28 protein-coding genes are annotated in these 26557 nt (G+C 48.8%); 22 read left to right on the top strand and 6 right to left on the bottom strand.

From position 1 onward, the window contains the following. Positions 1–224 precede the first annotated feature (224 nt). From EV210_RS08835 to EV210_RS08800, 8 genes are all read left to right on the top strand, one after another. Positions 225–2375, top strand: a complete 2151-nt coding sequence (locus tag EV210_RS08835; protein ID WP_165898840.1) for a TonB-dependent receptor plug domain-containing protein — start codon at positions 225–227, stop codon at positions 2373–2375. A 15-nt stretch (positions 2376–2390) separates the two neighbouring features. Next, complete coding sequence (locus EV210_RS08830; RefSeq protein ID WP_132078696.1) at positions 2391–3713, top strand: hypothetical protein; 1323 nt, start codon at positions 2391–2393, stop codon at positions 3711–3713. Between the two features lie 300 nt (positions 3714–4013). Continuing rightward, on the top strand, positions 4014–4652 hold the full coding sequence (locus tag EV210_RS08825) for a CbiM family transporter (RefSeq protein WP_132078694.1): 639 nt from the start codon (positions 4014–4016) through the stop codon (positions 4650–4652). Next, the gene (locus EV210_RS08820) at positions 4643–5371 is read left to right on the top strand and encodes an energy-coupling factor transporter transmembrane component T family protein (protein ID WP_132078691.1); all 729 of its coding nucleotides are present in this window, start codon (positions 4643–4645) and stop codon (positions 5369–5371) included. Before EV210_RS08825 ends, EV210_RS08820 begins: the two co-directional genes overlap by 10 nt. Positions 5372–5390: 19 nt before the next feature. After that, entirely contained in the window at positions 5391–6200 is an 810-nt protein-coding gene (locus tag EV210_RS08815) for an energy-coupling factor ABC transporter ATP-binding protein (RefSeq protein ID WP_132078688.1), read from the top strand. Then, entirely contained in the window at positions 6197–6619 is a 423-nt protein-coding gene (locus tag EV210_RS08810; protein ID WP_132078685.1) for a hypothetical protein, read from the top strand. Before EV210_RS08815 ends, EV210_RS08810 begins: the two co-directional genes overlap by 4 nt. Before the next feature lie 14 nt (positions 6620–6633). Further along, positions 6634–6957: a hypothetical protein gene (locus EV210_RS08805; RefSeq protein WP_207900689.1), complete on the top strand. Its 324-nt coding sequence runs from the start codon at positions 6634–6636 to the stop codon at positions 6955–6957. A 16-nt stretch (positions 6958–6973) separates the two neighbouring features. Next, positions 6974–7768: a DUF4198 domain-containing protein gene (locus EV210_RS08800; RefSeq protein ID WP_132078682.1), complete on the top strand. Its 795-nt coding sequence runs from the start codon at positions 6974–6976 to the stop codon at positions 7766–7768. Between the two features lie 86 nt (positions 7769–7854). On the opposite strand, the gene EV210_RS08795 is transcribed toward EV210_RS08800, so the two are convergent. The 4 genes from EV210_RS08795 to EV210_RS08780 form a co-directional block, all read right to left on the bottom strand. Continuing rightward, a complete protein-coding gene (locus EV210_RS08795) occupies positions 7855–8649 on the bottom strand; it encodes a hypothetical protein (protein ID WP_132079179.1) in 795 nt (264 codons plus the stop codon). Beyond that, the gene (locus EV210_RS08790) at positions 8630–9166 is read right to left on the bottom strand and encodes a hypothetical protein (RefSeq protein WP_132078679.1); all 537 of its coding nucleotides are present in this window, start codon (positions 9164–9166) and stop codon (positions 8630–8632) included. Before EV210_RS08790 ends, EV210_RS08795 begins: the two co-directional genes overlap by 20 nt. Continuing rightward, a complete protein-coding gene (locus EV210_RS08785) occupies positions 9167–9979 on the bottom strand; it encodes a hypothetical protein (protein ID WP_132078676.1) in 813 nt (270 codons plus the stop codon). 197 nt (positions 9980–10176) lie between these two features. After that, the gene (locus tag EV210_RS08780; protein ID WP_132078673.1) at positions 10177–11025 is read right to left on the bottom strand and encodes an HD-GYP domain-containing protein; all 849 of its coding nucleotides are present in this window, start codon (positions 11023–11025) and stop codon (positions 10177–10179) included. Positions 11026–11332: 307 nt separating this feature from the next. Between EV210_RS08780 and EV210_RS08775 the strand changes: the two genes are divergently transcribed. From EV210_RS08775 to EV210_RS08755, 5 genes are all read left to right on the top strand, one after another. Continuing rightward, positions 11333–12331 (top strand): methionine ABC transporter ATP-binding protein, encoded by a 999-nt coding sequence (locus tag EV210_RS08775; RefSeq protein WP_132078670.1) that lies wholly within the window; start codon positions 11333–11335, stop codon positions 12329–12331. Next, the gene (locus tag EV210_RS08770; protein ID WP_132078667.1) at positions 12321–13019 is read left to right on the top strand and encodes a methionine ABC transporter permease; all 699 of its coding nucleotides are present in this window, start codon (positions 12321–12323) and stop codon (positions 13017–13019) included. The genes EV210_RS08775 and EV210_RS08770 overlap by 11 nt, the downstream gene beginning before the upstream one ends. Further along, a complete protein-coding gene (locus EV210_RS08765; RefSeq protein WP_132078664.1) occupies positions 13016–13834 on the top strand; it encodes a MetQ/NlpA family ABC transporter substrate-binding protein in 819 nt (272 codons plus the stop codon). Before EV210_RS08770 ends, EV210_RS08765 begins: the two co-directional genes overlap by 4 nt. Before the next feature lie 21 nt (positions 13835–13855). Continuing rightward, positions 13856–14674, top strand: a complete 819-nt coding sequence (locus EV210_RS08760) for a DUF169 domain-containing protein (RefSeq protein ID WP_132078661.1) — start codon at positions 13856–13858, stop codon at positions 14672–14674. A gap of 322 nt (positions 14675–14996) precedes the next feature. After that, complete coding sequence (locus EV210_RS08755) at positions 14997–16169, top strand: GGDEF domain-containing protein (protein WP_132078659.1); 1173 nt, start codon at positions 14997–14999, stop codon at positions 16167–16169. A 56-nt stretch (positions 16170–16225) separates the two neighbouring features. Here the strand turns inward: EV210_RS08755 and EV210_RS08750 are convergent, their stop codons facing one another. Then, positions 16226–16786 (bottom strand): nitroreductase family protein, encoded by a 561-nt coding sequence (locus EV210_RS08750; RefSeq protein WP_132078656.1) that lies wholly within the window; start codon positions 16784–16786, stop codon positions 16226–16228. A 340-nt stretch (positions 16787–17126) separates the two neighbouring features. On the opposite strand from EV210_RS08750, the gene EV210_RS08745 reads away from it, so the two are divergent. The 9 genes from EV210_RS08745 to EV210_RS08705 all read left to right on the top strand — a co-directional run bounded on the left by EV210_RS08745 (position 17127) and on the right by EV210_RS08705 (position 25024). Beyond that, positions 17127–17933 carry a MetQ/NlpA family ABC transporter substrate-binding protein gene (locus tag EV210_RS08745; protein WP_132078653.1) on the top strand — a complete coding sequence of 269 codons (807 nt, stop codon included), beginning with the start codon at positions 17127–17129 and terminating at the stop codon, positions 17931–17933. 83 nt (positions 17934–18016) lie between these two features. After that, a complete protein-coding gene (locus EV210_RS08740) occupies positions 18017–18568 on the top strand; it encodes a 4Fe-4S dicluster domain-containing protein (protein WP_132078650.1) in 552 nt (183 codons plus the stop codon). Beyond that, on the top strand, positions 18565–19977 hold the full coding sequence (locus EV210_RS08735; RefSeq protein ID WP_132078647.1) for an anaerobic carbon-monoxide dehydrogenase catalytic subunit: 1413 nt from the start codon (positions 18565–18567) through the stop codon (positions 19975–19977). The genes EV210_RS08740 and EV210_RS08735 overlap by 4 nt, the downstream gene beginning before the upstream one ends. Next, positions 19974–21194: an NAD(P)/FAD-dependent oxidoreductase gene (locus tag EV210_RS08730; RefSeq protein WP_132078643.1), complete on the top strand. Its 1221-nt coding sequence runs from the start codon at positions 19974–19976 to the stop codon at positions 21192–21194. Before EV210_RS08735 ends, EV210_RS08730 begins: the two co-directional genes overlap by 4 nt. Positions 21195–21207: 13 nt before the next feature. Beyond that, complete coding sequence (locus EV210_RS08725) at positions 21208–21948, top strand: 4Fe-4S dicluster domain-containing protein (protein ID WP_132078640.1); 741 nt, start codon at positions 21208–21210, stop codon at positions 21946–21948. A gap of 3 nt (positions 21949–21951) precedes the next feature. Then, positions 21952–22590: a hypothetical protein gene (locus EV210_RS08720; RefSeq protein WP_132078637.1), complete on the top strand. Its 639-nt coding sequence runs from the start codon at positions 21952–21954 to the stop codon at positions 22588–22590. Between the two features lie 194 nt (positions 22591–22784). Further along, positions 22785–23228, top strand: a complete 444-nt coding sequence (locus tag EV210_RS08715; protein WP_132078634.1) for a MarR family winged helix-turn-helix transcriptional regulator — start codon at positions 22785–22787, stop codon at positions 23226–23228. 40 nt (positions 23229–23268) lie between these two features. Beyond that, on the top strand, positions 23269–24468 hold the full coding sequence (locus EV210_RS08710; RefSeq protein WP_132078631.1) for an MFS transporter: 1200 nt from the start codon (positions 23269–23271) through the stop codon (positions 24466–24468). A gap of 58 nt (positions 24469–24526) precedes the next feature. Beyond that, positions 24527–25024: a cysteine hydrolase family protein gene (locus EV210_RS08705; protein WP_132078628.1), complete on the top strand. Its 498-nt coding sequence runs from the start codon at positions 24527–24529 to the stop codon at positions 25022–25024. Positions 25025–25059: 35 nt separating this feature from the next. Here EV210_RS08705 and EV210_RS08700 read toward each other — a convergent pair whose 3' ends face one another. Further along, positions 25060–26394, bottom strand: coding sequence for a Na+/H+ antiporter NhaC family protein (locus EV210_RS08700; protein ID WP_132078626.1), 1335 nt, complete (start codon positions 26392–26394; stop codon positions 25060–25062). Positions 26395–26557 lie beyond the last annotated feature (163 nt).

The following is a 26557-nucleotide window of genomic DNA, read 5'->3' as shown; positions in this document are numbered from 1 at the left end:
ATGCCTCTATTAAGCATGCCCTGCTTGCGTTGGCGCGTAAGACAGGGAACTGGTTTTTTCCATAGTAAGCAATTCTAATTATACTCTATCCATTGATAAGCGTAAACCTGTCCTACAGGGACAGAAGCAAAGAATAGCAGCAAATGCTATTCTTTGTTTTTAATAATTACAATATTCTCATATTTACTTCTTGCTATCATATAGTTGGGTTAGGAGGCTCTTCGGTGGGATTACAAGGAAAGAATAAAGCCATGTCCATCCGGGTCGGCTGTACGCTGGTATGGGGCATGGCATCGCTCTGCAGTGGATTAGCCTTTGCGGCAACTGGTGACAGCCAGCCGCAGGAAGGAGAATATGGATTGCCACCGGTGACGGTGGAAGCCCCCAGGCCGGCTTGGGAACAGCGTCTTTCACCAGGCTCTGTTTCCGTGATTATTCCGGAAGAGACACAGGGGGAACACAAACGACTGCCCGAACTATTAGAGACAGTTCCGGGCGTTCATATTAGACGGATGAATGGGACTGGCCAGTATAGTGTCGCCTATATCCGGGGCAGTACGGCTGCCGAGGTCGGCGTATATATGGATGGCGTTCCTTTGAAGTTAGGTTCAGAGGCGGCGGTGGATCTGTCGGTCATTCCAGTGGAGAATGTTGCCCGCATTGAAGTCTACCGGGGGTATATTCCGGCCCGCTTTGCCGGAGCACCGTTAGGCGGCGTCATCAACATCGTGACTAAGAAGCCTGAGACAACAGGCGGCATGGTATCGACCGGCATGCGCTCCTTTGGCGGCTACCAGAACAGTGTGAGCATCAACAGCCCGCTGGGCAGCGGCAGTCTGCTGATCGGTATCAACCGCGATCAGGCCAAGGGAGACTTTCCGTATAACAACCTGGAGACGCTGGACCGGCAAGGGCAAGTCCGGGACTATTATCCGCCGGTAGAGCGACACCGGCTGAATAACAGTTATCATAATACCGATGTATTGCTCAAATGGCAGGATGAGCAGTGGCATATCAAAGGTACCTGGCGGGAAAGCACTAATTTGTTTCCCACTCCCTTGTTCAACTCTGACGAGGACGATAACCCCGCTTCGCCGTGGTTCAGCGATTTCCGCAAGGAACAGACCAATATCCAAAAGACGCTGACCGTTGGACGGCGGCTGACGACAGGTAAGCTGGACTGGGGCTGGCAGGTGGACTACCTTGATCAGAATAAGAGCTGGGACACCTATCCACCACCTTCCGGTTCCCAGGCCATTGCCCAGACCAATGGCAACTACCAGACCCGGAGGACCGGTATGGCTCTCGATGGGACATACCAGTTGGCAGACAGACACCTGTTGGAGTTTCATGGTGACTATGCTCACGAGACCTATGATGTCGTCGGCAACGGCTGGAGTGCCAGCGGCTTTTTCCGTGGTCATTTTGCTCCCCACTATACCAGTGACCAGTGGCACCTGCAGCTGCAGGACACCATCACTTTAGGGAAAGAGGAAGACCTGTGGTTTACGCCTGTTGTCCGTATGGATCAGGTGAAAGGCCGGGGCAATACCGAGGAAGAAGAAAGCTGGCGCTCTTCCTGGGGAACGGCACTTAAAAAGAAACTGGCAAACGGCTGGACTCTGCGCAGCACCTACGGCACCTATAACCGGTTCCCCAACTTCTATGAAATCTACGGTGACGGCTTCTTCATCCGGCCCAATCCGACCGTCATCAAGCAGCCGCTGCCGACCTGGGAACATGGGACGCAGTGGGATGTAGGCACCGACTGGCAGGGCAAGCTGGGAAAGGTGGAGGGTGATCTGTCGCTCACCTATTTCCATCGCCGCACAGAAGATCTGATCGACCTCATCCGCCTGGTTAACGGTTCAGTCTACCGCAATGGCGGTGCAGGCAAAGCCCATGGCGTAGAGCTGGACAGCAAGCTGGCCTGGGGACGCTGGGACTTGCAGCTGGCCGCTACCTGGACCTGGTCGGAGTACCTGGAGGCCTATTACCAACAAAAAGGCAGGCTGGGCAAGCCCTTCTACAACATTCCGGAGTTCGAAAGCTATGTTCGCCTGGGCTACCGTTTCCCTGGTGAGAAGCTATCAGTTTTTACAGCCTACCATTACCAGGATGAGGTGCCTTTCAGCCACAGTAACAGTACCAGCTTCTATGAAGACGCTCTTAGCACAATGGAGCTGGGCTTGCACTACAGCTTCCGGCCAGACATGAAGCTGACTGCGGGAGTCACTGATGTCTTTAACAAAGGCAGCGAACAGCAGCAAGTGAGACATGACCACTGGGAGGATAAGAAGGACAAAACAATGCAGAATATCTGGTTTCCCCGGCAGGGGAGAACCTATTATGCCACCGTTCAGTACTCCTTTTAATAAGGAGGGAAGACCATGAGTAAGAAGCTGTTACTGGGGTATACCGTAGTTGACGAGGACTATACAAAAGGAGAAGCGGGAGACATTACACAAGGTGCAGGAGGGGTGACGGATATTACTGTCAATAAAATCCAAGTCATTAATTTAAACAAAGATCCCAGTCTGCATTCGTTTCAGGATGCCGCTTCACCCGGGCAGCTTCGGGTGGCGCTTGCTCAGTACAAACGGGTTCAGGGCGGTGCGCATCTGGCTGCTGACATTGGGATCTATGATCCTTCGGCCAATCCCTGGACGATGATCACTCAGAAGAAGTGGAACCACATCGAAAACCTGTACGGGGTTGTAACACTGGGTGATTCCCTCTATGGGATTGATTATGACGGAGCCAGGATTGTCCGGATTGCGATGACGGGCAATGGCTATACCGAGACCGGGAGCTATACCTTTCCCGGTACGGCAGGCTATCAAAGCAACGGGGTGGCGATAGCGGCAGTTGACGGGTATTTGTATGGACTCTTCACGACTGTGAATAATCCCTGGATAGCCAGTCCGCAGTATTTGAATAGTACGGTGGTTAAGCTGGATACCGGACTGGTACCTGTCACCGGCGGTCAGGTCAGTGTCGGTAAGAATGCCTTTACACTGGAACCCTTTACGACCGTTAGCGGCACTACGGCCACGACTTGTCTATATGTTGCTTGTATCGGCGGCAAGCAGAACTTTGGCAGTCACAATCCCGACTCCTGCCTCGATGTGGTTGATCTTAGTACCATGACAGCCAAAACTGCCTTTAAGGCTGGAGCAGCGAACGGCACTTCCGATCAGGCCGATTTCCGTGACATTACCTTTGGTAATGATGGTACGGCCTATATTTTGACCGGACGCTATAACGCTGATTTTGAGACGTTGAGCGGCATGCTGTACAAAACCAGTGCAGCAGACATTCTGGCGCGAGCCGCTGCAAATCAGCCTGCATTGCTCAGTCAGGCTGCCGTACCGGCTGTCAGCCTGCAAAATATGTCCGGCTTCTTCTGGGCGATTCTCTATGAGAATGGGGCAGCTGCCGCTAACGACCGGCTGTGGTTTGCCCGAGGCAATGATGTTACAGTCTACAATCCCCCGCCTGGCAGCACACAGGCTCAGCCATTCGTATCCCTGACCCCGGAGCGCAATCTTGGCCTTGCCAATCTGAACTCGGTTGCTCCTTTCTGGGAAGCAGTGCCGGTACGGCGCGCTTTTCGCTCGGCACCCCGGTCGCTGGCTTCGCACAGCCGGATGGCTAGGCAGGCCAGAGAGGCGGCGTTAGCGTATAAGGCTGAGCAAGCGGTAAAAGAATAGCGAAATAAATTAAGAGAATAAGAGTAAAACGGCAAGGCTTCAGAGATACTGAGCCTTGCCGCTTTTGTGCTTTTAAGACGAATAAATAGTGCCAATATATTTTTTGGTAAAAAAAGGATTTCCTATCCAGATGACGAATATGATTCTTTAATACAGCGGCTCACGAAGAGTCGATGATAAGCTTTAGATAAAACGGATGAAAGTGACTACGAAGGTCATTCCTCAATGAAATGGGGGAGGGTTTTTTCGTAGTCCTTTTTTTTACCTGAAACTCAGAGAGAGAGAAAGGTGTGAGAAAACGTGCATTTATCTGATGGAATTTTAAACATGCAAACAGTCGCAGTGACCTCTGCTGCTGCGGGGGGGATGCTGCTTTATTCACTAAAAGGCATGAAGGAGGAGGAAATCCCGAAAGTCAGTTTAGCAACGGCGGCTTTTTTTACTGCTTCGCTAATTACTATCCCTATTGGCCCAAGCTCGGTGCATGCATTTTTAGGAGGCCTGATTGGTATTCTCTTAGGGCGTAGAAGCACCATTGCCATATTTGTCGGACTGCTTTTACAAACGTTGTTTTTCCAAAGCGGAGGCCTCACCACTCTGCCAATCAATACGGTAATCATGACTTTGCCGGCTTTTGTATCGTCTTTTCTATTTCGCAAGCTCGTCCGCGACGGCAAACATTTAGCGATGATAAGCGGGCTGCTGGGAGCCTTCTCCGTTATACAGGGGGTAGCCACCTTTGCCCTGGTGCTGTATGTTTCCAATAGTGTTTATAGTGAGGGTATGTTATCCATTATTAACTTACTGCTGCTGGCGCATATTCCGATTGTCATTTTAGAGAGCATACTGACAATGGCTGTGATTAGTTTTATCCACAAAACAAGGCCCGGCCTTTTGGCGCTTTCCACCAGGATGGAGCAAAAGACGCTATGCAAATAAGGGAACTGGATAAGGAAGACCGGCAGGTCAAACATACCTGGGTCTCGGCATGGGAAGTCAGGATGAAGCTTGTAACCTGTATCGCCATTGCATTTTTGCTTGTGCCGGTGAAAAATCCCATTACTCTTTGCGGCTATACAGTCTTTTTGTTTGCTCTCCTTCTGTCGGCACGGCTGCCATTGCGCAGAGTAGTACAGAGGCTGCTGCTGCTGCTTCCCTTTCTTGCATTTCTCGCTGCGCCCTTGCTTTTAAGCGGGGGCTTCCCACCGTCACCGGCGCTCGTCGAAGTTATGCTGCTGCTTATACTGAAGGCCGCTTGTACAGTATTTCTAATGATGATGATGATTTACAGCCAACGGGTCCAATTGCTGTTTAATGGGATCGGCAGCATGCACCTCCCTGACAAGCTGGTTTCCGTGCTGTTTCTTTCCTGGCGGTATGCGTTCTTAATTTGGGAGAAACTCTCGCAAACTCATAAGGCGCTGCATTCACGTCTCTTTCAGGGCGGTATGAAGCTGCGGACGTATCAGACCTATGGAGAAATTATTGGCGGTTTGTTTGTAAAATCTATCGACGGCTCGGATCGGGTGTATAAGGCCATGATCTCCAGAGGGTATACCGGGAGAAGCGTTGTGGCTGAAGCAGAGAAGATTACCGCCTTAGATGTGGTGAAATCAATGGCAATGCTGATCAGCGTGGTGGCATTATATTTTATTTAGATAAGGGGACATGTGCACAGTGTCAGTTTTGGAAATAGCAAACTTAACTTATACCTATCCGGATAAGACGCCTGCCTTACAGGATATCTCCTTTCAGATACCTGCCAAAAGCAAGGTAGCAATTTTAGGAGCGAACGGCAGCGGGAAATCTACTTTGCTGCAGCATTTGAATGGTTTGACGTTAGCCCAGTCGGGGGTTGTATCCGTTCTTGGCCAGCCAATCAGGAAAGAAAATCTGCGGGACATCCGGAAAATGGTCGGCATCGTCTTTGACAGCCCTGATGAGCAGCTCTTTTCCACGCTTGTCTATGATGACATTGCCTTTGGTCCGCGAAATTTGGGGTATGACGAAAAAACGGTAGCGCAAAAAGTAGAAGAGGTAATGACTCTTCTTGATATTACTCAGCTTCGGAATCGCCCGCCTTTTAATCTAAGTCTTGGACAAAAGAAACGGGTTGCTATTGCGGGTGTCCTGGCCATGGAGCCCTCCATCATGGTATTTGATGAGCCCTTCTCCGGACTTGATCCTTGTACGCTCCAACAATTCCTGAGTATATTGGAGGACCTTTTCTGCCGCGGCCATACGATTATCGTGACAACCCATGATGTGGATATTGTCTACGGCTGGGCGAACGAGTTTGTTGTTTTACAGGAAGGGCATGTGCTGGCGCACGGGGGAAGGGAGTTGGTAGAAGATAAAATGATGATGGAGAAAGCGAAGCTGAAAGCACCGGACTTGTACAATATATTTTGCTCGACATCCTACCGTCCTGTATGTGCAGCCGATGCGGCAGAATGCGTAAAAAGAATCGGAGGTAATGACAAATGAAAAAAGGGATTATGCTTGCTTTATTCCTTGTGCTTTTCGGGCAAACTGTGGTGTTTGCTCATCAGATGGTCATCGAACCGCTGCCCCAGCAACGTATCAAAGTGTATTATGAGGGCGGAACGTCTTCCAAGGATATCAACATTACCCTGTTTGATGCCACTGGCCAGGTGGTCTTTATGAAGAAGGTAGATGAAAAAGGGGAATTTGACTACAGCCGGTATTCGAAAGTTGATTCTCTTATTGCAGATGACGGGATGGGACATCGGGTCATGTGGAAAGTCGGCGAGCCGGTTCACAACGTTACCGGAAATGAGCGGTGGATTCGCATCAGTTTGATCGCGTCCACGCTGGCCGCCATCGGCTATGCGTTTTATGAACGGTCAAAGCGGAAAAGACTGGAAACAATATTGAACAAATAAGGGGGGGGATCTGAGTGAATAAAAGAATGGTTATACCTTTCCTAATTGTGATCATGACTGTGTTATTGCTTGCTGGAACTGCTTTCGCCCATGCGGTATTCTTTCAATGCTGGAACAATGGTGATGGAACTCTTTCTTGTGAGGGAGGATATACGGATGGTTCCTCTGCTGCCGGGGCAACAGTTAATGTGACCGATGACGGTGGAGCACTGTTATTCTCCGGAAAGCTGGATAAGTCAGGGGAATTGAGGTTCAATAAACCGTCTGGAGATTTCACGGTTACGTTAGACGGTGGCGCCGGACATAGTGTCATTATCAACTCAAAAGATATTAAATAAGGGGGAAGATTAGCACATGAAAAAAACGATCTTGTTAGCACTGGTACTTGTTTTTGCCACAGCGGTGACGTGCTCAGCCCATTTTGTTGTCATGTATACGCCCCAGACCCTTCTGGATAACGGCGGCAAAGTGACCATCAAGAATGTGTTCACTCATCCGTTTGAGGGCAGCGTTACCATGGAGATGGAGAAACCTACTGCCTTCTTTGTTGTCAACAAAGGCAAAAAAACAGAACTTCTCGACACGTTGAAGCCAATCACCTGGCAGAGCCTGGAGAATAGTGCACAAGGGTGGGAAGCAGAATACCAGGTAAAAGGCATGGGCGATTACGTCTTCTGCCTGGAGCCGGTTCCCTATTTTGATAAAGAGGAAGATAAGTATATCCAGCAATACACGAAAATTATTGTCAATAACGGTGGACTTCCTACCGATTGGGATGCGAAGCTTGGCCAGAAAACCGAAATTGTCCCCTTGGACAAACCTTATGCCCTGTTGACCGGCAATGTATTTCGCGGCGTGGTTCTGAGCAAAGGAAAACCGGTTCCTGATGCCGAGATAGAAGTTGAATATTTGAATCATGTCCCCAATATGGAACTGAATAAATTTGAGGAAAAAGCCGCTGTGAAAGCGTCCCACGATGTGTTTGTCACCATGACGATCAAGGCCAATGGGAACGGCGAATTTACCTTTGGTATTCCGAAAGCAGGCTGGTGGGGCTTCGCTGCAATCAGCTCCGGCCCGGATAAAAAGCTCAATGGCCAAGAGTTAGAGCAGGATGCCGTAATTTGGATTCAGGCCAGGGATATGTAACATGAAAACAGTAACGGCAAGGCTTCAGAAGTTCTGAGCCTTGCCGTTTTTATTTTTGAGTTACTAAAATGCTGACGAGGCATAGTTTACTTCCTGCCGTCCATTTCAGGCATGGGAAACTGGGGGTTTTGATAATTGTCAATGAGGAAACGGCTCTGTTCCTCGTCAAACAGGATATTATAGTGGACGGTATTAACGTAAGCATCATAGGCGGAAAACGGATAAATGGCCACCAGATATAAAAACCACTCCGGACGGAGAGCGGCATTGGCCTGGGAGAAATTGCCCAATAAGGTCTGATGGATGGCCGGGAGGAGGTGGGACAGGTAGGCAATGCCGATCCACCAGGTCAGCAAGTAAAAACTGGTAGGAATCCTGTGGCTGTACAGATGACCCAGGCCAGGCATGAGCAGGGACCAGGCGACCGCCACCCAGGGATTTCGTTTCTCGATAAAGCCGATATCCCATGTCCCAATTTTAAAGGGGACAATTGTTGAATCCTCCCGAGCGGCAAGCAGGGCAAATTTGTTTAAATCAACGGTGAGCTGATAGCTGCTCCACGTGGCAAAAAGCTGTAGAGGTGCATAGAACAGCAGCCATCTGGTATCGAGGACCTGTTTCACTAAGTTGGTTTGACCGGTAAAACCATAGATAAGAGCTTCATTGAGATGTGACATGGAGTTTGCAATGGTTGCCCCGATAATCAGCAGAAACCCTTTTATATAGCTCCCCATGATGAGGAAGCCCAACCCCGGAAACAAGGCAGACCAAAATGCTGTTACCCAAGGGGTTTTTACGTGAAGCAGGTTAATGGTGAGTTCGCTTACGATGCCTTTAGGGCGGCGCTGATTTCTTATCGACTCAGGTTGCTTCTTTTCCATCACTTGCTGCCCCATTTCTGATTGTAGTATGCAGCCGGTCTAGCTTGCCGACACCATAGGCCATATTGTCCCACAGCACTTTTTCTACCATTTCGTATTGACTGTTGTCGCAGCAAATGGTAAGGATGACTTCCGTATTGTTGCATTTCCCGGCTTTAATCTGGTTGCGGGAGGAGCCATTTTTCTTGCTGCCGAATAGGCTTCCATAAAAGTAATCCAGCAGGAAGCCAATAACGACTCCGCTGAGGAGTCCGATTAACCCCCAGATGATGGGTCCCCACTCTAAGACAAAGCCATAGATAACGCCTATCTCCATCAGGATTGCGCCCAGAACCATAGCCCCATCAAATAAGCTGACTCCATCAGCCCGATGGATACTGTCCAGGATCATTCTTTCCTCTACTCTTTTGTCCAAAGGAACTGCTAAGATATGCTCTCTGGCGATTCCGCGTTTCTCCAGATCGGTTATAGCCAATTCCAGAAAGGCTGAATAGTCAAAGGATGCGTAAACATACAATTAGAATCCCTCCTTATGGGTAGTAGGTAGTTGTTCTGACAATGGAAAGCTTGTACTTTGATAATTGTCAACCAAGAATCGCTTCTGTTCTTGCTCAAACAACCGGTTAAATTCTACTGTGTTTACATACGAATCATAAATTGCAAATACATAAATGGATGGCAGAAACATCAGCCAGGCAGGGTCCGCTGCTGTGGCGGCACCTGCAAAGTCCCCCATGGCAGTGAGATGTATGCAAGGCAGCAGGTTTCCCTTGTAACCGATAAACGTCCACCACGCCAGTGTATAGAAACTGGTAGGGACTCTATGCGTATATAGATGACCCAGACCGGGACCCAACAGGGACAAAGCTAGTGCGATCCAAGGGTTCCGCTTTTCCAAAAAGGCGACTTCCCAGGTGCTGATTTGAAAGGGAATCATGCTGGAGTTTTCCCTGTCGGCCAGAATGGAATATTTATTTAGGTCTACAGACAGTCTGCAGCCACTCCAAATCGTAAAAATATATATAGGGACATAAAAGAGCAGCCATTGGACATCGACGACTTGTTTGGCCAGTTCAAAGCGTCCCGTAAAGCTATACAATATCCCCAGATTCAATTTGGAATTGACGTTGATAAACGCTTCCAGAAATATTAAAATGAAGCCTTTTGTATAACTGCCCAGGCTCATATAAGCATAGCCAAGGTAAGAGGCTGACCACCAGGCGACTACCCACGGGGTTCTAAGGTGGATGAAATTTACCGAGACAGGCTTTACGATTCCTTTTGGGCGACGTTGGTTTCTTATCGATTGCTGCTGCTTTTTCTCCATCATTTTAAACACACTTTCATATTCATGAGGCTCCTAAGTAGTTTATTTTTCCATTAAAGGAAAAATTTTATACCCATATGGCTCTTTCCAAACACCAATGGCGGGCAGCCGGGTGTTTCATTTCCGGCTTATCATAGCGGGTTACAAAAAAAGCTCACCAATGCAGTGAACTTTTTGCATTGGTGAGCTTTTTAGCTTTGTCAGTGACCTTGCAGCATTTTCAGCAGTGCATCGAAAACAACCGGGTTATAATCAGTGCCGCGTCCCCGCTTCATCACAGCAAGCCCTTCAGCTATTTCAAATGTCTTGTTCTTTAATCTTCTGGTGGTGAGCGCTTCAAATACGTCTGCCAGCATGACGATTTGTGCATGCAGATGGGTTGCATCATGGGTCAGGCCCCGGGGATACCCCCGGCCGGAATAACGTTCATGATGCTGCAGGGCGACCAGGGATACCGATTCCGGGAGACCGGCCTTTTTTAGCAAGCTGCTTCCGATAGTCGGATGATGTTTAACAGAAGAGCCAATGAGATCATCATTGGTCAGAACAAAGGAGGTGGTAGCATTTTCGGTTACACTTCGGCCAATATCGTGCAACAGTGCTCCCTGTGATACCAGCAGAACATCGTCTTCGGGCATGGTAAGTGTTAAAGCAATTTGTGTGGCAAGCTGGGCGACATTTACCGAATGATCATATACCCAGGGTTGATTCAGGAAAACGTCTTTCACATGAGTCTGTAAATAAAAGTTGGTTTTTACGGTGTCGATCGCCTGCTGGGTGATGCGGGCGGCTGCTGCGAATAGATCAGTATTTATCAGATAGTGGTGAATTTGATGGTCCGACGGTGCTGCTTCATTTTCCACGGGGACGGCCGGCTTGTCCATAACCGGCAGTTTTGCGGGCCGGGCAATTTTTCGCGCCAGCAATTTCTCGTAGAGATCCTTTGTGACCGGCATGCCCTTGGCAATCAGCAAGATTCCATTCTCATCATAAAGGTCGGTTTGCATCGTCTGAATTTCAGGTGACGTATTAGAGAGAGTATTCAACACTTGTCCCTCCTAAAAGTCGAATGAAGGATAAATCATAAGGAATGATTATATAGTTCTGCTGACAGTGAATAAGTCCTTTTCTTCGATAAAAACAAACTAACAGGCGGATTAGTCTTGCTGTCCTTGAATAATTTGGCGAATCCAGGAATTCCCTGGCATTAAGTGTTGCTTCCTGTGCCGGGGTGGGGAGGAATCGGAGAATTGTTATCGAAAACAGTGAAAGCTATTTAAAATGCAGCAGATAGCGTGTGTACTAATGTCTGCGGAGACGAAACCGGACACAGATACTGATATGAGGCGGCGGACGATGATACAAATTCAGAATCTATGTAAAACCTACAACGGAGTCACAGTACTGGATACCATCAATCTGAATATTAAGCGCGGAGAAATCTTTGGGATTGTCGGGCAAAGCGGCGCGGGAAAATCGACCTTGCTGCGTTGTATTAACGGCTTGGAGAGCTTTGATAAAGGCCGTATTATGGTGAATGGTACGGATATCTCGCTGTTAGCAGAACAAGAACTGCTCGCCTTTCGCCGCAAGATTGGAATGATCTTTCAAAACTTTGCGCTGCTGAACAGAAGAACGGTGATCGATAATGTTATGCTGCCGATGGAATGCTGGCATTATCCGAAAGCGGTACGCCGGAAAAAGGCAGAGGAACTGCTGGAGCTGGTGGGACTTGCTGATAAGCTGCTGGCTCTGCCCCAGGAACTGTCGGGGGGACAAAAACAGCGTGTGGCGATTGCCAGGGCACTGACGCTGGAACCGGATATTCTGCTGTGTGACGAGGCGACTTCGGCGCTGGACCCGGCGATCACCAAGTCGATTTTGGATCTGCTCGCCGATGTGAACCGTCAGCTGGGAATTACCGTAGTCATCGTAACTCACGACATGGCGGTTATTAAAGCGGTCTGCAACCGGATGGCGATTGTCAGTGACCATCGCATTGCCGCGATGGGGAAGGTGGCCGATACATTTTTGGACGAACCGCCCAGTCTGCTTGCCTTGATCGGGAAAAAGGAGCTTGTTGTCCCGTCCGGTCAGGCAATTCTCAAGCTTTCTTTACGGGACGCCGGTATTAGCCAGGACTTTGTGTTGGGTTTTGTTACCGAACTCCAGCAGGATTTCACGATTATTGCGGCAGATGTTGAGCAATTTTATGGTACAAGCGCCGGTCATGTATATTTGCGAATTGCCGCTGAGAATATGGAGCGGGCCCAAGCTTATTGCCTGAGTAAAGGTATGGAGTGCGCCGCGCTAGCCGCAGATGGCCGCCCGGGAGGGAATGCCGATGTTTTTTGACCTAGCGACCACGAGGTTGTTTGAATACCTTCCCCGGATCATTATCCCGGCGATCGGTTCTACCTTATACATGCTGCTCTGTTCGATGGTACTGGGGTTTCTGATCGGCACCGGTGTGGCGATTTTACTGGTGATGACTTCACCGTATGGCTTAAAGCCCAATCGGAAGGTGTACAATACCGTTAGCTTTATCGTGAATATGATCCGGTCTTTCCCGGTGATTATTCTCATTGTGGCCATTTCGCCGGTGACCAGGGTGATCGTTGGCACTTCCATTGGGGAAGAGGCGGCAATTGTACCGCTGACGCTGGCAGCTTTTCCTGTCATCGCCCGCTATATGGAAGCCAGTTTGCTGGAAGTGGATGCCAATGTTATTCTGGCGGCGCGCTCTTTTGGGGCAAGCAACCGTCAGATCTTATTCAAGGTGCTGTTTTCGGAAGCCTTACCGTCGATTGTGGCAGGGCTGACCACGACGGCCATTTTGTTTTTAGCCAGCACAACGTTAGCCGGAGCGGTAGGGGCCGGAGGACTGGGGGCGGTGGCACTGACCTTCGGTTATCAGCGCTTTGATGACGTAATGATGTATGCGATCGTCGTCATCCTATTCATTATGGTATTAGCAATCCAAGGCTTTGGAGAACTGATATATCGAAGAGTAAAAACAGGAAAAGGGGTAGTAAGGAAATGAACTACAAGAAGCTTGGATTGGCAGTATTGGTAAGCATGGCTGTCTTAGCGGCGGCAGGCTGCGGCGGCAATAAAGCCGCAGCTCCCCAAAACGCGGACAAGAAGGAGATTACCATCGCCTGTGCCGAGACAACGCAGGATTTGGTTGCCGCTGTTGTTCCCGTTATGGCCGAAAAAGGCTACAAGGTTACCTATAAGACGTTTGACAATAATAAAAATACGCTGGTTGCCGCCAATGACGGCAGTGTAGATGCCGTTATGGTTGTTCACAAGCCGTTCATGGAAAGCTTCAATGAAGCCAACAAAGGCGACCTGGTTATGGTGAAGCCGTATCTCTATGCCGTGGGCATGGGATTGTATTCGGAAAAATATAAGAGTGTGAGCGAGCTGCCCAATGGTGCAACAATTGCGCTGATGAATGATGCCATGAACATGGACCGGGCGCTGCGCATTCTTAGTGATGCCGGTCTCATTACCTTAAAAGACAATACTGGTAAGGCTTCGGTGCTGGACATCGCCCAAAATCCGCACAATTTCAAGTTTAAGGATATGGACCAAACTCAGACTGTCCGCGCCCTGCCGGATGTCGATGCTTCTATTTCCTTCTTTAGCCATATGAAAAATGCCAATAAGGATTTCAAAGGATACCTGGTCCGGGATCAGCATCCGGAAAACTATCCGCAAGGCGTGGTAGTTAAAGCCGGTAATGCCGACGCTAAATGGGTGGCTGATCTGGTCAGTGCCTTCCGGGATGAGAAAGTCCGGAAATTTGCGCAAGAGCATTACGGCGGTTTGTACGAATATTTCAAGCAGTAATAGAAATGGCAGGTGATAGTAATGCCTAAGCAGGAGGCCGAGTGGCTGGATATTTTATTGGATCTCAGGCGAAAACCGGCAGGTATCCGGTTTTTGCTGACCGAGGCTGATTACGCGGCAAGTAGGGCGCCTGAGCTTACAGGCGGCATGCCGTACTGTACGGCGGTGAAATGGGCCGGTGCAGGCCGTTCCTGTAAAATGGATGCAGCGCACGGAGCCTGTTTTGCGGCGTCCAGGGCGCTGGGGATGGCGGAGGTTGGCGAAGAGGCGCTTTCCGGCAGCAGGCACGCCAAGCTGGGTGTTTACGAAAACCTGGCGGTTAGCCGTTCGGTGGCCAAAGACATGGTGTATTGTGCTCATCGGTGTTATGGGGTGGAAATCATGCCGCTCGAAGCGTATGATGAGACGAATAAGCCGGATGTTGTTGTGCTTGTGACCACACCGCATAATGCGATGCGCCTCACCCAAGGCTATGCCTACCACAATGGCCAGCTCAAAGACATTAAAATGGCTGGGATGTGTGCCATCTGCCAGGAATGCACATCCTATCCCTTTGAGAAAAACAGGCCCAATATCTCGATGCTTTGTTCGGGAACCCGTTGTGTTGCCCAGTGGGCCAAGGATGAATTAGGGGTCGGTATTCCCTACCATCAACTTAGACAGGTGATCAGCGGCTTGCAGAAGACGGTTAATCCGATGGAAGCTAACGAGGATAAACAACGGATTGCCCGGCGCTTAGCCGAAGCAGGCCGGAGAAAGGACCTGGAAATCGTCTTCAGCCATAATTATTACACCGGTGCCTATGGCACGCCGGAGCAGCTGGCCCGCCGCAAAAAATAAGCAAATCGGCAGGTTGGTTTGACTATGACAGGCACAACTTGCTTATGTATGAAATGTTTCTCACAGACACACTCTATGAATAGTTAAGGCTTCAGTGATGATCAATCAATCACGGAAGCCTTTGTTTTTTACCAGTTTTTTGCTTATTTGAATAAAAGGAATGCAATTCTGTTTATATATCTATATAATGAATAGTGAGGCGATTGCTAATTTCGCTATTAGCCGACTTATTTAGACAAACTGAAGGGTACTTTTTATGGCATCACAGTAATGCAAAGCACATCTCACAAGCGAGCAGGCGAAGAGAAGGTGGTGATCCTGGTTGACCTTTCTTGATACCTATACGATTTATTTTCTTACGCTTTTAGGCAATCTTATCATGCTGCTGATGCTGGCTATCTTTGCCAGGACTACCGGTTTTGAAGGCTTAATGCGGTTTTTTATATATGGCAAGCTGCTGCAAACCATAGGCGCTGCGCTGGGCTTATTCCGGGGGTTGATACCGGTTGATCTGTCTATTATTCTCGGGAATAGTTTTGTTTACTTAGGTGGCGCGGTGGAAGTCTTTTGTATCGTTTATGTAGATAAAATGCCGCTTGCAGGCATGACCAAACGCTGGTTTCAAATAGCGGCCGCGATCACGGCCGGGTTTATCCTGCTTTACTTAGCTGGTGCCAATACCGGCACCCGGGTTTTTGTCAGTGCTATGATTTTAGCAGGGTATTCACTGGCGGCGGCAGCGGGATTATGTTTGTGTAAGCAGACCACCAGCCTGCGGAAAACACTGGCGGTCTTTTTTGTGGTGTTAGCTGTTAGTCAGATCGTCCGGGCCTTGGATGCCTTGCCGCGGGGGGCGGATTATCCGTTGTTTGCTGCTTCGTCCCTGCAAATGATCTCGTTCATCAGCATCTATATGCACACGTTGATCAGTACAATGGCCTATTTGCTGATCAGCCGTGAAGTAACTGATATAAAACTAAAAAAGGCAGCTACCCGTGATTACCTGACGGGTATTTACAACCGCATGCAATTTATCCAGTTGTCGGAAAAGCTGCTTTCCCTGATGATCCGCCAGAAGAAGCCAACGACGGTCTTTATGATTGACTTTGATTTTTTTAAGGTGATCAATGACACCTATGGGCATGATGCTGGTGACCGGGTGCTGATTCATTTTAGTCAGAAGGTCCAGTCCATTATCCGCAATGAAGATTTATTCGGCAGATATGGCGGGGAAGAGTTTATCATTTTTGCGCCGAATACTACGGCTGAAGCTGCACTTGCCATGGGGGGCAAGATTAAAGCTGTGATTCAGGCGAGCCTGGATACAGATACGACTATACCTGGGTATACGGTAAGTATTGGGACAGCCACGGTGATTCCGGCGTACCTGGCAGATATGGATACCTTAATTGTGCAGGCTGACCAAGCCCTATTGACTGCAAAACGAAATGGCCGCGATCAGATTGTACAATTTGCTGTGGATGGTGAAGAGTAACGGCAAGGCTTCAGAATTACTGAAACCTTGCCGTTTTTTTGTTAAGCGAGCTGTAATTAGACTTTGGTAAAAATAAGCGGCGTTTTTCGCTTGGAGGACGCTAGCTTTGTTTTAGGATATCCCATGGACATCGGGCATACAAGTTCATAGTGGAGCGGTACGCCGTATTGCTCTTTGAACTCTTTGGTATTTAACATATATTCTGCAAAGCCGATCCAACAAGTGCCGATCCCCATTTCATGGGCCGCTAACATGATGTTTCCTGCCGCAAGCGAGCAGTCATAACGATACCAATGAGAATCGGTATTTCCATAAATAATTAGTACCGTACTGGCATGATTGAACACACTGAATTTTGGGTTTTTCAGCCAGCCTTCATATTGATGCAAGTATGGATACTGATGAAAGTTTTCAAGCAGATAGGTCTTAATCTTTTCCGACCAGCTGTCAATTTCGGCTTTATCCTGAATCATTACGAAACCCCAGGGTTCCTTAGCCGAGCCATTGGGAGCTTTTGTACCCAGCGTAATAAGCTCAGTTAATGTACTTTCGGGGATGACTCTTTCGTCATAATTACGGACACTTCTTCTGCTCTTGATACATTCTTGAATATTCATTGTGATCTCCTTTTGCTATGAAAGTATATACTTTTGATAATAAGATTTATTGTGCCCTTAGTTTTTTAAAATGTCAATTTTACAAGTCAAAAATGAGGACGATGAAATACCGGCATAACTAAGTACAAGGCGAGCCTTACCGTTAGCAGAGGAAAAGCAAAAACCTCTTTATTGGTTATTTCAAAAGGACAAATGTACCAGTGATAAGTAATTGACAAACAAGGGTGCAGCTTATAAAATGTAAACTAGTTAACTGACTGGAAAACCAGAGGTGAACAGCTCTATTCGTGCTGTTCACCTCTGGTTTTCCAACTATTATTAAACGGGGGAGCGGATTTCATTGAAAAAGTTATTTGCCTTATTACTAGTCATTATTGCTGTAGTGGTCGCCTCTGGCTGTGGCTCCGGCGGCAGTCCGAAACAAGAGGAAAAAGTCCTTAAAGTTGGAGTTACTTCCGGTCCGCATGCCGAAATTCTGGATCAAGTTAAAAAAGTGGCGGAACGTGACGGACTAAAAATCGAAATTGTGGAATTCAATGACTACGTACAGCCTAATGCCGCTCTCGATCAGGGGGAAATTGATGCTAACGCCTTTCAACATCAGCCCTTCCTGGATAATCATGTAAAAGACCGGGGCTATAAGCTCGTATCCATTGCGAAAACTGTTATATTACCAATGGGCATTTACTCTGACAAGGTGAAAAAGCTGGAGGATCTCGCAGAGGGGGCCTCTGTGGCTATACCCAACGACCCATCCAATGCCGGGAGGGCGCTGCTGCTCTTACATCAGGCCGGCTTAATTAAGTTGAAACCAGGAGCAGGTGCAGACGCGACCGTATTGGATATTGTGGAAAATCCTAAAAAACTAAAAATTAAAGAACTGGAAGCAGCGCTTATCCCGCGGGCGATTGCGGACATGGATATCGCTGCAATCAACACCAGTTATGCGATTAAGGCCGGGCTGGTGCCATCCCGTGACGGCCTGGCGCTGGAAAACGCAAGTTCCCCTTATGCTAATGTTCTGGTCGTACGGGAAAAAGATAAAGACAAGCCTGTCTTCCAAAGATTGATAAAAGCGTATCATTCTGAAGACATCAAAAAATATTTGTCCGATCATTTTAATGGTTCGATTTTGCCAGCTTGGTAAGTTACCGGCAATATAAATAAAAAAGAGCCTTGGTTGAGCGCTGGAGCTGGTAAGAATATCAGCGCGATTGAGAGGAGCAGAGTATGAAACGAATTTGGGTTGACCGGGAAAAGTGCTTGGGCTGTAAATCCTGTGAATTGCAGTGTGCAATCGAACGTGATTCAGTCAGTAAAACGCTGCTTGGTGCTGTGCAGGAAGCACCGCTGCCAATTGCCCGGGTGGGGGTTTTCGGCGATACAGGCCGGAGCTTTCCCCTACAGTGCCGCCATTGCCAGGATGCTGCCTGTCTCAGGGCCTGTCCTTCCGGTGCTATGCGCCGGGATGAGGCAACAGAGGCGGTATTCGTGGAGCAGGAAAAATGCCGGGGGTGCTGGATGTGTGTCATGGCCTGCCCGTTTGGCGTAATTACGCCAAACGGCGCCTATAAGGTCGCGGTAAAATGCGATGCCTGTATTCACATGGAAGAGCCCGCCTGTGTTAATGCCTGTCCTACGGGGGCGCTCAGCCAGGGTGACACGGTTGAATTTCAGAAAGTACTGCTGAGAAAACGGGGCAATATCGCGTTATTTGCGCTGGAAAATACAACGCAGAATAAAATCGGCCTTGCGTTAGCGGGAGAGGATGACAAACGATGAAAAATGTATATAAAAAATCCCAGGACTCAGCAGTCAATCAGGTACTGGCAGCGGCGTACCGCAGCCGGACACCGCTGATTTGGGACCGGGCAGAGGCAATGCAGCCGCAATGCGGCTTTGGCCGGCTGGCGATCTGCTGTACAGACTGTCAGGAAGGGCCTTGCCGGACAAACCCTTTTTCGGCAGAACAACAGCAAACTATCTGTGGCCGGGATAAACAGGAACTGGCAGCAAGGAGTTTTTTGCGTAAAGCAAGCGACGGAGCACTGGCCTTGACTAAGCTGGCGGCACAGTATGAACCGGGATGCAGTTTTTATGATGAAGCAGTCAGCCAATTGGCAGTGTCTGACGATGAAATGCTGGCATTTGCAGATACCACAGAACGGCTGGCGACGATTGGGCGCTGTACGAATACCGTGTTGGAGCAGATTAGCCAAAGCCGGCAGGCTGCCGGTAGTGGAGTGCCTGCTGCTGTAGGTATCAATTTGGGGGTGCTGCGCGCTGACGCTGTCAACATTGTGTTTCATGGGCATGTGGACTGGCAGTATGTCTTAGGAGTTCAGGCTGCCGCACGGGACGCGGCTATTCCGGTTCAGTTTAGCAGCCTATGTGGGAATGAACTCAATGGTAATTTGCCTTTGCCGCTTTTGACGAACTATGATTCACAGGAAGTGCCCCTGCTAACCGGCCTGGTCGACCTAATCGTTATTGGTGGCCAGTGTGTCTTGCCGTCGCTGGTCAAACTGGCTGCCAGCCGGAAAATACCGGTGGTGAAAGCGGCAGCCAAAACAGTCGATTATGCTGCTGTTATTCAATCGGCCTGGCAGGCCTATAAAAACAGAAGCAGCATAGCGGCTGCTGTTCCCGCGGTCAGCAATGAAGCCTATATCGGCTTTACGATCGATAACAGTGCTGAGCTGTTTCAGCGCGTGACGGAACAGTTTAGACAGGGCAGCCTGCAGGGTGTCGTGTATTTGGGAGGCTGCGGGAGCGTGGCTAATACGCAGGATGCCCAGCCTGTCCAACTTGCTGCGGCACTCGTTGAGGCAGGGTACCTGGTGATAACAGGCGGCTGCGCCGGAACGGCTCTAGCCAAAGCAGGCCTGTGCCAGGCTGATGGAAAAAACGAGGTGCCGCCGGTACTTCATATTGGTTCCTGCCATGATGCAGGCGAGTTTCTCCGGATTGCTGCCTATCTGCAGCAAAATAATGTTCCGGTAAAGGCTCTCTTCCCTGAAATTAATCATAATAAAGTACTGGCCACAGCGCTTGGCTTTGCTGCGGCCGGAATCCCTTCCTGGCTGGGGTTTGAGGCCGTCCCCGATGAAGTTTATGAAAAAGCGGAGCTGCTGCCGCTGCCGGAGGCCGCAGAGCTTTTGCAAACTTTACGCAAAGGCGCGGGCAAATGAAGACAGGAAAGGCAAGGCCTGTGTATGTCATCATCGGCCAGGGCGCCGCTGGCGCAGCTGCGGCAAATGAATTAAAACGATTGGAAAATGAGGCGGCAGTTACCATTGTCAGCAATGAGCAAGAAGGCTTTTACAGCCGGATTGACCTTCCTGATCTGATCAGCGGCAAACGGGAAGCTCAGGACGCACTGCTTCAAACACCGGCACAGTTTCGGGACAAAGGAATTCATTGCCTGGCTGGCGAGCAGGTCATCCGGATCAGCCCGGACGATCATAGCGTCGAATTGACGGCAGGCCGACGGTTGTATTATGACAAGCTGTTATTGGCCACCGGTGCCCGGCCAGTGCTGCCGCAATTGCCGGGGATGGAAGCTGCGGGCGTATTCTCATTGTGGACAATGGAGCAGGCAAAAGCCATTTTGCTGGCGGCTGCCGGGGCCAAAGCAGCGGTGGTAATCGGGGCAGGGTTGATCGGGATAAAAACTGCACTGGCTCTTCACCAGCGCGGTTTGCGCGTGACCATCCTTGAACAAATGGACCGGGTGCTGCCGCAGCAGCTGGATGAAGCAGGAGCAGAAATTCTGGCGACTGCCATCAGAGCGGGAGGCGTTGAACTGCTTACGAATACACGCATGGAGACAGTGGAAACAAGTGGCGGTCGAGTGACGGGCGTTCATGCTGGTACGCAGCTGATAGTCTGTGATATGGTTATTTGCGCTATTGGGGTCAGGCCTGACACGGAGCTTGCACGGACCGCCGGTTTGGCGCTGGGCGCAGGCATTGTTACAGATCAATTTCTGCAGACGTCAGAGGCGGATATCTATGCCGCAGGTGATGCCGCGGAAGTGCTCGATGTATTTGGGCAGCAGACGATGTCGGCTGGCTGGCCGGCAGCGGTAGAACAGGGAATTATCGCCGCCAGGAATATGGCGGGCGTACAGGCGCAGTACCCCGGTTATCTTACGCAAAACAGTGTCGAAATCGCCGGAATACCACTGGTGTCTGCCGGTACGATCCCTGCTCGTGACGGGGAGGAGATCTTGTCCTGGCAGAACGGCAATACCTATAGGAAACTCGTGCTTACCAATAACCGGCTGCAAGGCTTTCTGCTCCTGGGTGATATCCGGGAGGCAGGAGTACTGGCATGGGTTCTTGCCAGACAGCGGCCTATTGTACCGGAAAATTCTTTGCATTATGCTAAATTGCTGGAATTGTGAGAGGAGGGCTGTTATGCGAATTGATAAAAATAAATGTGCCGGATGCGGCCAATGCACAGAGTTTTGCACCCTCGGCAAAATAGCGGCGCGGCGGCGTGATTCCCGAACGGGCAAGCTGTATTATGAGATCGATGAGGATGAATGTGTGGACTGCGGGGTTTGCCTGCGGGCGGCGGTTTGTTCCACCGGAGCCTTGTTTATGCCGCAGTACGAATGGCCCCGTACCGTACGTTCAGCTTTTAGCGATCCGACGGTCGAACACCGCGAGACCAAGGTGCCGGGGCGGGGAACGGAAGAGATTAAAACCAATGAGGTTACAGGACGAATCAAGCGCGGCTTTGTGGGCATCTCCTGTGAAATGGGACGTCCAAGCGTAGGAGCCCGCTTTTCTGATATTGAGAAAGTGGCAGCTGCTCTCGCCAAGCTTGGGGTGGAGTTTGAGCCGAATAACCCTTGCACCCGGCTGATGGCTGATCCGCGTACTGGCCTGTATAAGAAAGAGGTCCGCGATGAAAAAGTCCTTTCTGCCATTATTGAAATGATCGTACCCATCGAAAAAATGGCTGCTGTTTTGACGGCTGTCCGCCAGGTTGCCGTTGAGGTGGACTGCGTATTTTGTGTCGATCTGATTACCATACTGGAAGAGGATAACTTGGTGCCAACGCTGCCTGTGCTGCAAGCCTTGCAGTGGCCCTACCGGCCAAACGGAAAAATGAACACAGGTCTTGGCAGACCGCTGGCAAAGGAGGAATAAACCGTGTCACATACATTACACCGGCGAGGTACACCGGAAAATCTGGCGAATGACTTTCCGATGCATGCTATGCCGGCCAGGGGCTTTAATCATGAAGGTGCCGGACCTAAGCTGCAACAGTTTTTAAAAATCGCGCATACACACAACCCTGTTAATTTAGGTGATGTCAAGCTTGGCAATCAGTATGTCACGGATTACGAGGAACTCTATGAAAAATTGACGACAAGCAGCACGCATGTTGTTTTGGCAAATCAGGAGGACTTGACGGCGCTGCTGGCGGAAGTGAAAAAGGCCGATCTGGGCATGTCCCTCACAGTATCCGGTTTATTTGATAAGCTATTTGAGTGCTGTGCACAGGCAGGGGTTCAGCCGCATGCCGTGGAACACTCGTTAGGGATATTGGGGAAAACGGAAAAAATGCCGGAAGAAGAGATATCACAGGTAACTACAATGTGTGGTCATGGCATGGTGGCACAGGGGTTGGTACGCCGTTTGATCCGCAAAGTGAAAAAAAGGGAAATGACCCCGGAAGAGGCCGGTATTGAATTGGCAAAACCCTGTCGCTGCGGTATTTTCAACCCGGTCCGGGCAGCGGCGCTCATTGAGGAATACTGCGCATTATTTGCCGTTTCGATGAAATAGCACGCTGGGACAAGGGGACAGGGACCTCGTCCCAAAGTTCAGATTAAGTGGGACAAGGTACCTGTCCCCTTGTCCCACTTATTTACGTCTGACGGTTGTGGCAGCCTCTTGACGCAGTATGAGAGAACCCGTATACTCATTATTAAATGTGTATATACACATAATGGGTTTTTGAGGAAAAGAAAGGTGGTAGCATGCTGCACATTCATACTGTTCAACCTAAACGCTCCAGTCCGTGCACTTGCATGAATTTGCGACGCGCTTCGCGGTCGCTTACTTATTTTTATGATGAGGTTTTAAAACCAAGTGGACTGACCGTAAACCAGTTGGCGTTACTCCGGAATCTCGAACTGTTGGAGCAGACCACTATAGGTGAGCTAGCAAAAACAATGCGAATTGACAGAACTACGCTGAACCGCAATATGAAGCCGCTGGCTGATGCCAGATTAATAGATATTAATCCAGGCAAAGATTCCCGCACCAAAGCAATTATACTGACGGAAAAAGGAAGAGCTGCAGTAGGCTTGGGATGGAGGTTGTGGGGAGAGGCACAAAAATCAATCAAGGAATACCTGGGTGAAGAGGATTTGGCCAAACTTAAGCAATTACTTGCAAAGATAGAGGCGCTTGAGCCTTGATGCAGAAATACTCGTTGATTAACGATTAAAGGAGTCATGTATGGCAACTAAATTATCCAGGGCAACATGGCTGGTATTGCTAAGCTCCGCTGCAATACTAGCGATAACAATGGGGGCAAGACAATCCGTTGGGATTTTTGTTTCACCAATTGATGCGACGACAGGCTTAGGCATCGTTTCTATCAGCTTTGCCCTCGCTGTGGGACAGTTTATGTGGGGGCTAGCGCAGCCTGTTTTTGGTGCGATTGCGGATAAAAAAGGTTCTTATGGTGTACTTGTATTCGGTGCTTTTATGCTTGCGGGAGGATTAGCTTTAACGCCTTTCGTACATTCTGAATGGTCGCTGGTGCTGACGATGGGGATTCTCAGTGCGGCCGGAGCAGGTGCCGGAAGCTTCTCCATCTTAATTGGTGCCACATCTCAGCAGCTTCCCCCGGAGCAGCGCTCTTTTGCCGGTGGTTTTATCAATGCGGGAGGCTCATTAGGGCAATTTATTTTTGCCCCGCTGCTGCAAGCCATCATTAGTGGCTTTGGCTGGATTGCTGCCATGTTTACTATGGCGGCAACAACTCTTCTCACAATTCCGCTTGCCTCACTGCTCACCGGTAAACGATCTCAGGCAGCGGTAGTTGAGACAGCGCAGGCTTCAATAGGGCTGATGGAGCAAATCCGTATTGCAATGCAGGATCGAAGTTATCTTTGCCTGCATGCCGGTTTTTTTACCTGCGGCTTTCATATTGCATTTTTGGTGACCCATTTGCCTGGTGAAGTGGCTTTATGCGGGCATTCAGCACATGTGTCGGCTGCAGCCTTGGCAATCATAGGTTTATTTAATATTGCAGGCAGTTTGTTTGCCGGTAAGCTTGGCTCTCACTATCGCATGAAGTATATTCTTGCTGTGATGTATGGCAGCCGCGCGGTAATGATCGGACTCTATCTTCTGGCTCCAAAAACGGAACTGACCTTTTATATTTTTGCCATGGCACTTGGTTTTACCTGGCTGGCAACAGTACCGCCAACAGCAGGTCTGGTAGGAAAACTATTCGGAACCAGATATCTAGCGACTCTATTCGGCTTGACGCTGCTTTCCCATCAGATTGGCGGATTTTTAGGTGCCTGGCTGGGTGGCATCTCTATGGCCCATGACGGTAATTACCTGTGGATGTGGTATGCCGACATCGGGTTGGCAGCTTTAGCGGCACTGGTTAATCTTCCGATACGAGAAGATAAAGTTAAGTAAGAAGTGGGCTAAGCCAGCCCAATAATTTTTGTCCAAAATTTTAATAGGAGGGCAAGAAATGAGAGCAGCGTTATTGGTGATTGATATGCAGAAGCATTATGCTTTTGCCTCTGAGGAGAAAAAGAAAATAGCCCTAAGCGTGGTTCCGTGTATTAATTCCGTTATTGAGCTATTCCGCAGCAAGGAGCTGCCTATTATCTGTATTCAGCATATGGATAAAGAAGAAGGCGTTGTTCCAGGGACAGACAAATTTGAAAACATCGAGCAATTAGGAATTGCTGCCAATGATATTCACATTATCAAGACTTATGGCAACGCCTTTAATAAAACCAATCTTGCAGAGACGCTACAAGCGCTTGATGTTGACACAGTCATCCTAACCGGTTATTGTGCGGAGTATTGCGTTCTCTCTACATATCGTGGAGCAGAGGATATGGATTTATTGCCTATTATCGTGCGCAATGCAATTGCCAGTGGCAATATGGAGCATATTCGATTTGTGGAAAACATAAACGAAGTCATATCCTTAGGTGCTCTAAAAGCTGCATTATCCTAATAGCCGATAAAGCGGAGAAAGCCTCAACCTGTAATTCAGGCTGAGGCTTTCTCTTTTTCATTTCCTGCGAGTTTCAATCGTATAAGACATGCCAGCGGAAGCAGATATAAATAAAAAGCATAAGGAATGAAGCCGACGGGACTCACATCCATAGTAGTAGTAGGGACAAATGCCGCAATATTCCAGGGAATAAGGGCAGATAGTACAATTCCGGTGTTTTCTAAATCAAGCGCTAATGCATCCTTATTGATGTTCTTCTGTTGGTAAGTGCTAGTCATAAGCTGATTGGTCAAGACAATCGCCATCGACTGGTTACAGCCAAAAGCAGCTGTGACAATACTGACGGCAGCTGTATACGCAAAAAGCTCAGCCCGTGTTCTTGCCCTGGCGAGGACTTTATCTACACTGCTCAGCATATTTGTTCCTTCGAATATTCCGGCTAAGGAGCAGGATATATACACGACTAGTGCCGCTGGCCACATTGAGAGGATTCCGCCGCCTTTCATTATGGCATAAAGCGGATTAGCCGGAAGTAAATAAAAACCAAAGAGCAAATAATTCATAATCTCCAGCATGCTATGATGCTGAATAAAAGCACTTACCATTGCCGCAAGGAAAATACTAACGAGCATGGAGCTTTTTACATTCACTTTACATACAGAGAAAACGACAATTACGATTGCTGGCAATAATACTACCCAGTTAATCTGGAAACTAGTCAGCAGTTCACCAGCGATACTGCTTCCCGTAAAACGCAAAGGCTGTGTGAAAGAAAAAGCAGTATATAACATAATCGAGAGAAGGAAGGGGATGACGGATGATGAAACCATATTGCGTATATTGGTAAAGAGATTTGTTTCCGTTAGATTGGCAACCAGATTTGCGCTGGAAGACATGGGAGAGCATCTATCGCCAAAGTAGGCTCCGGCAATAATTGCGCCTGCTGCTATATTTAGATCAACATTACCGCCTTTAGCCATAACAATTAAGGCGGCTCCGACTGTGCCAACCGTTCCCAATGATGTACCGAGCAAAGAGGAGACCAGTGAACTTATCAGGAAGGCATAGAGGATGAAGTAGCTGGGATTCAGCAACTGAATACCGTAATAGACGATAGCCGGTACCGTTCCAGCAGCCATCCATACCGCGGTAATCGCACCTATTAAGATGAAAATTTTTAAAACTACAAATGCTTTTTTTCCCCCACGGAAGGACATCCACCAGATCGCTTTTAACGAGAAGCCTCTCTTCCAGGCAATAAAGGTAAAAATGCCTAAACCGATTACTAGCGGAATACCGACAAAGATCCCCTTATGAATAGAAAAAAGCAAAATGCTGAATGTAACTAACAGGCCGGTAATCATATCCATACGTATCCCCCGGTTGCATCAAACGCTGTATTTTAGCAAAATAACAGTGGCAGTTAATTCTATTAACTATATGCCTAGCTTTATGTTAGTATAAAATGCTTTAGCAGACAAACAGTTTATTTCAATTTCTTAGAATCAGGTGCTTTAGGTGGCAGTCTAAAAA

This window comes from Anaerospora hongkongensis, assembly GCF_004339805.1.
Classification (GTDB): Bacteria; Bacillota; Negativicutes; order Sporomusales; family DSM-15969; genus Anaerospora; species Anaerospora hongkongensis.
This window is presented reverse-complemented; position numbering and strand designations above follow the sequence as displayed.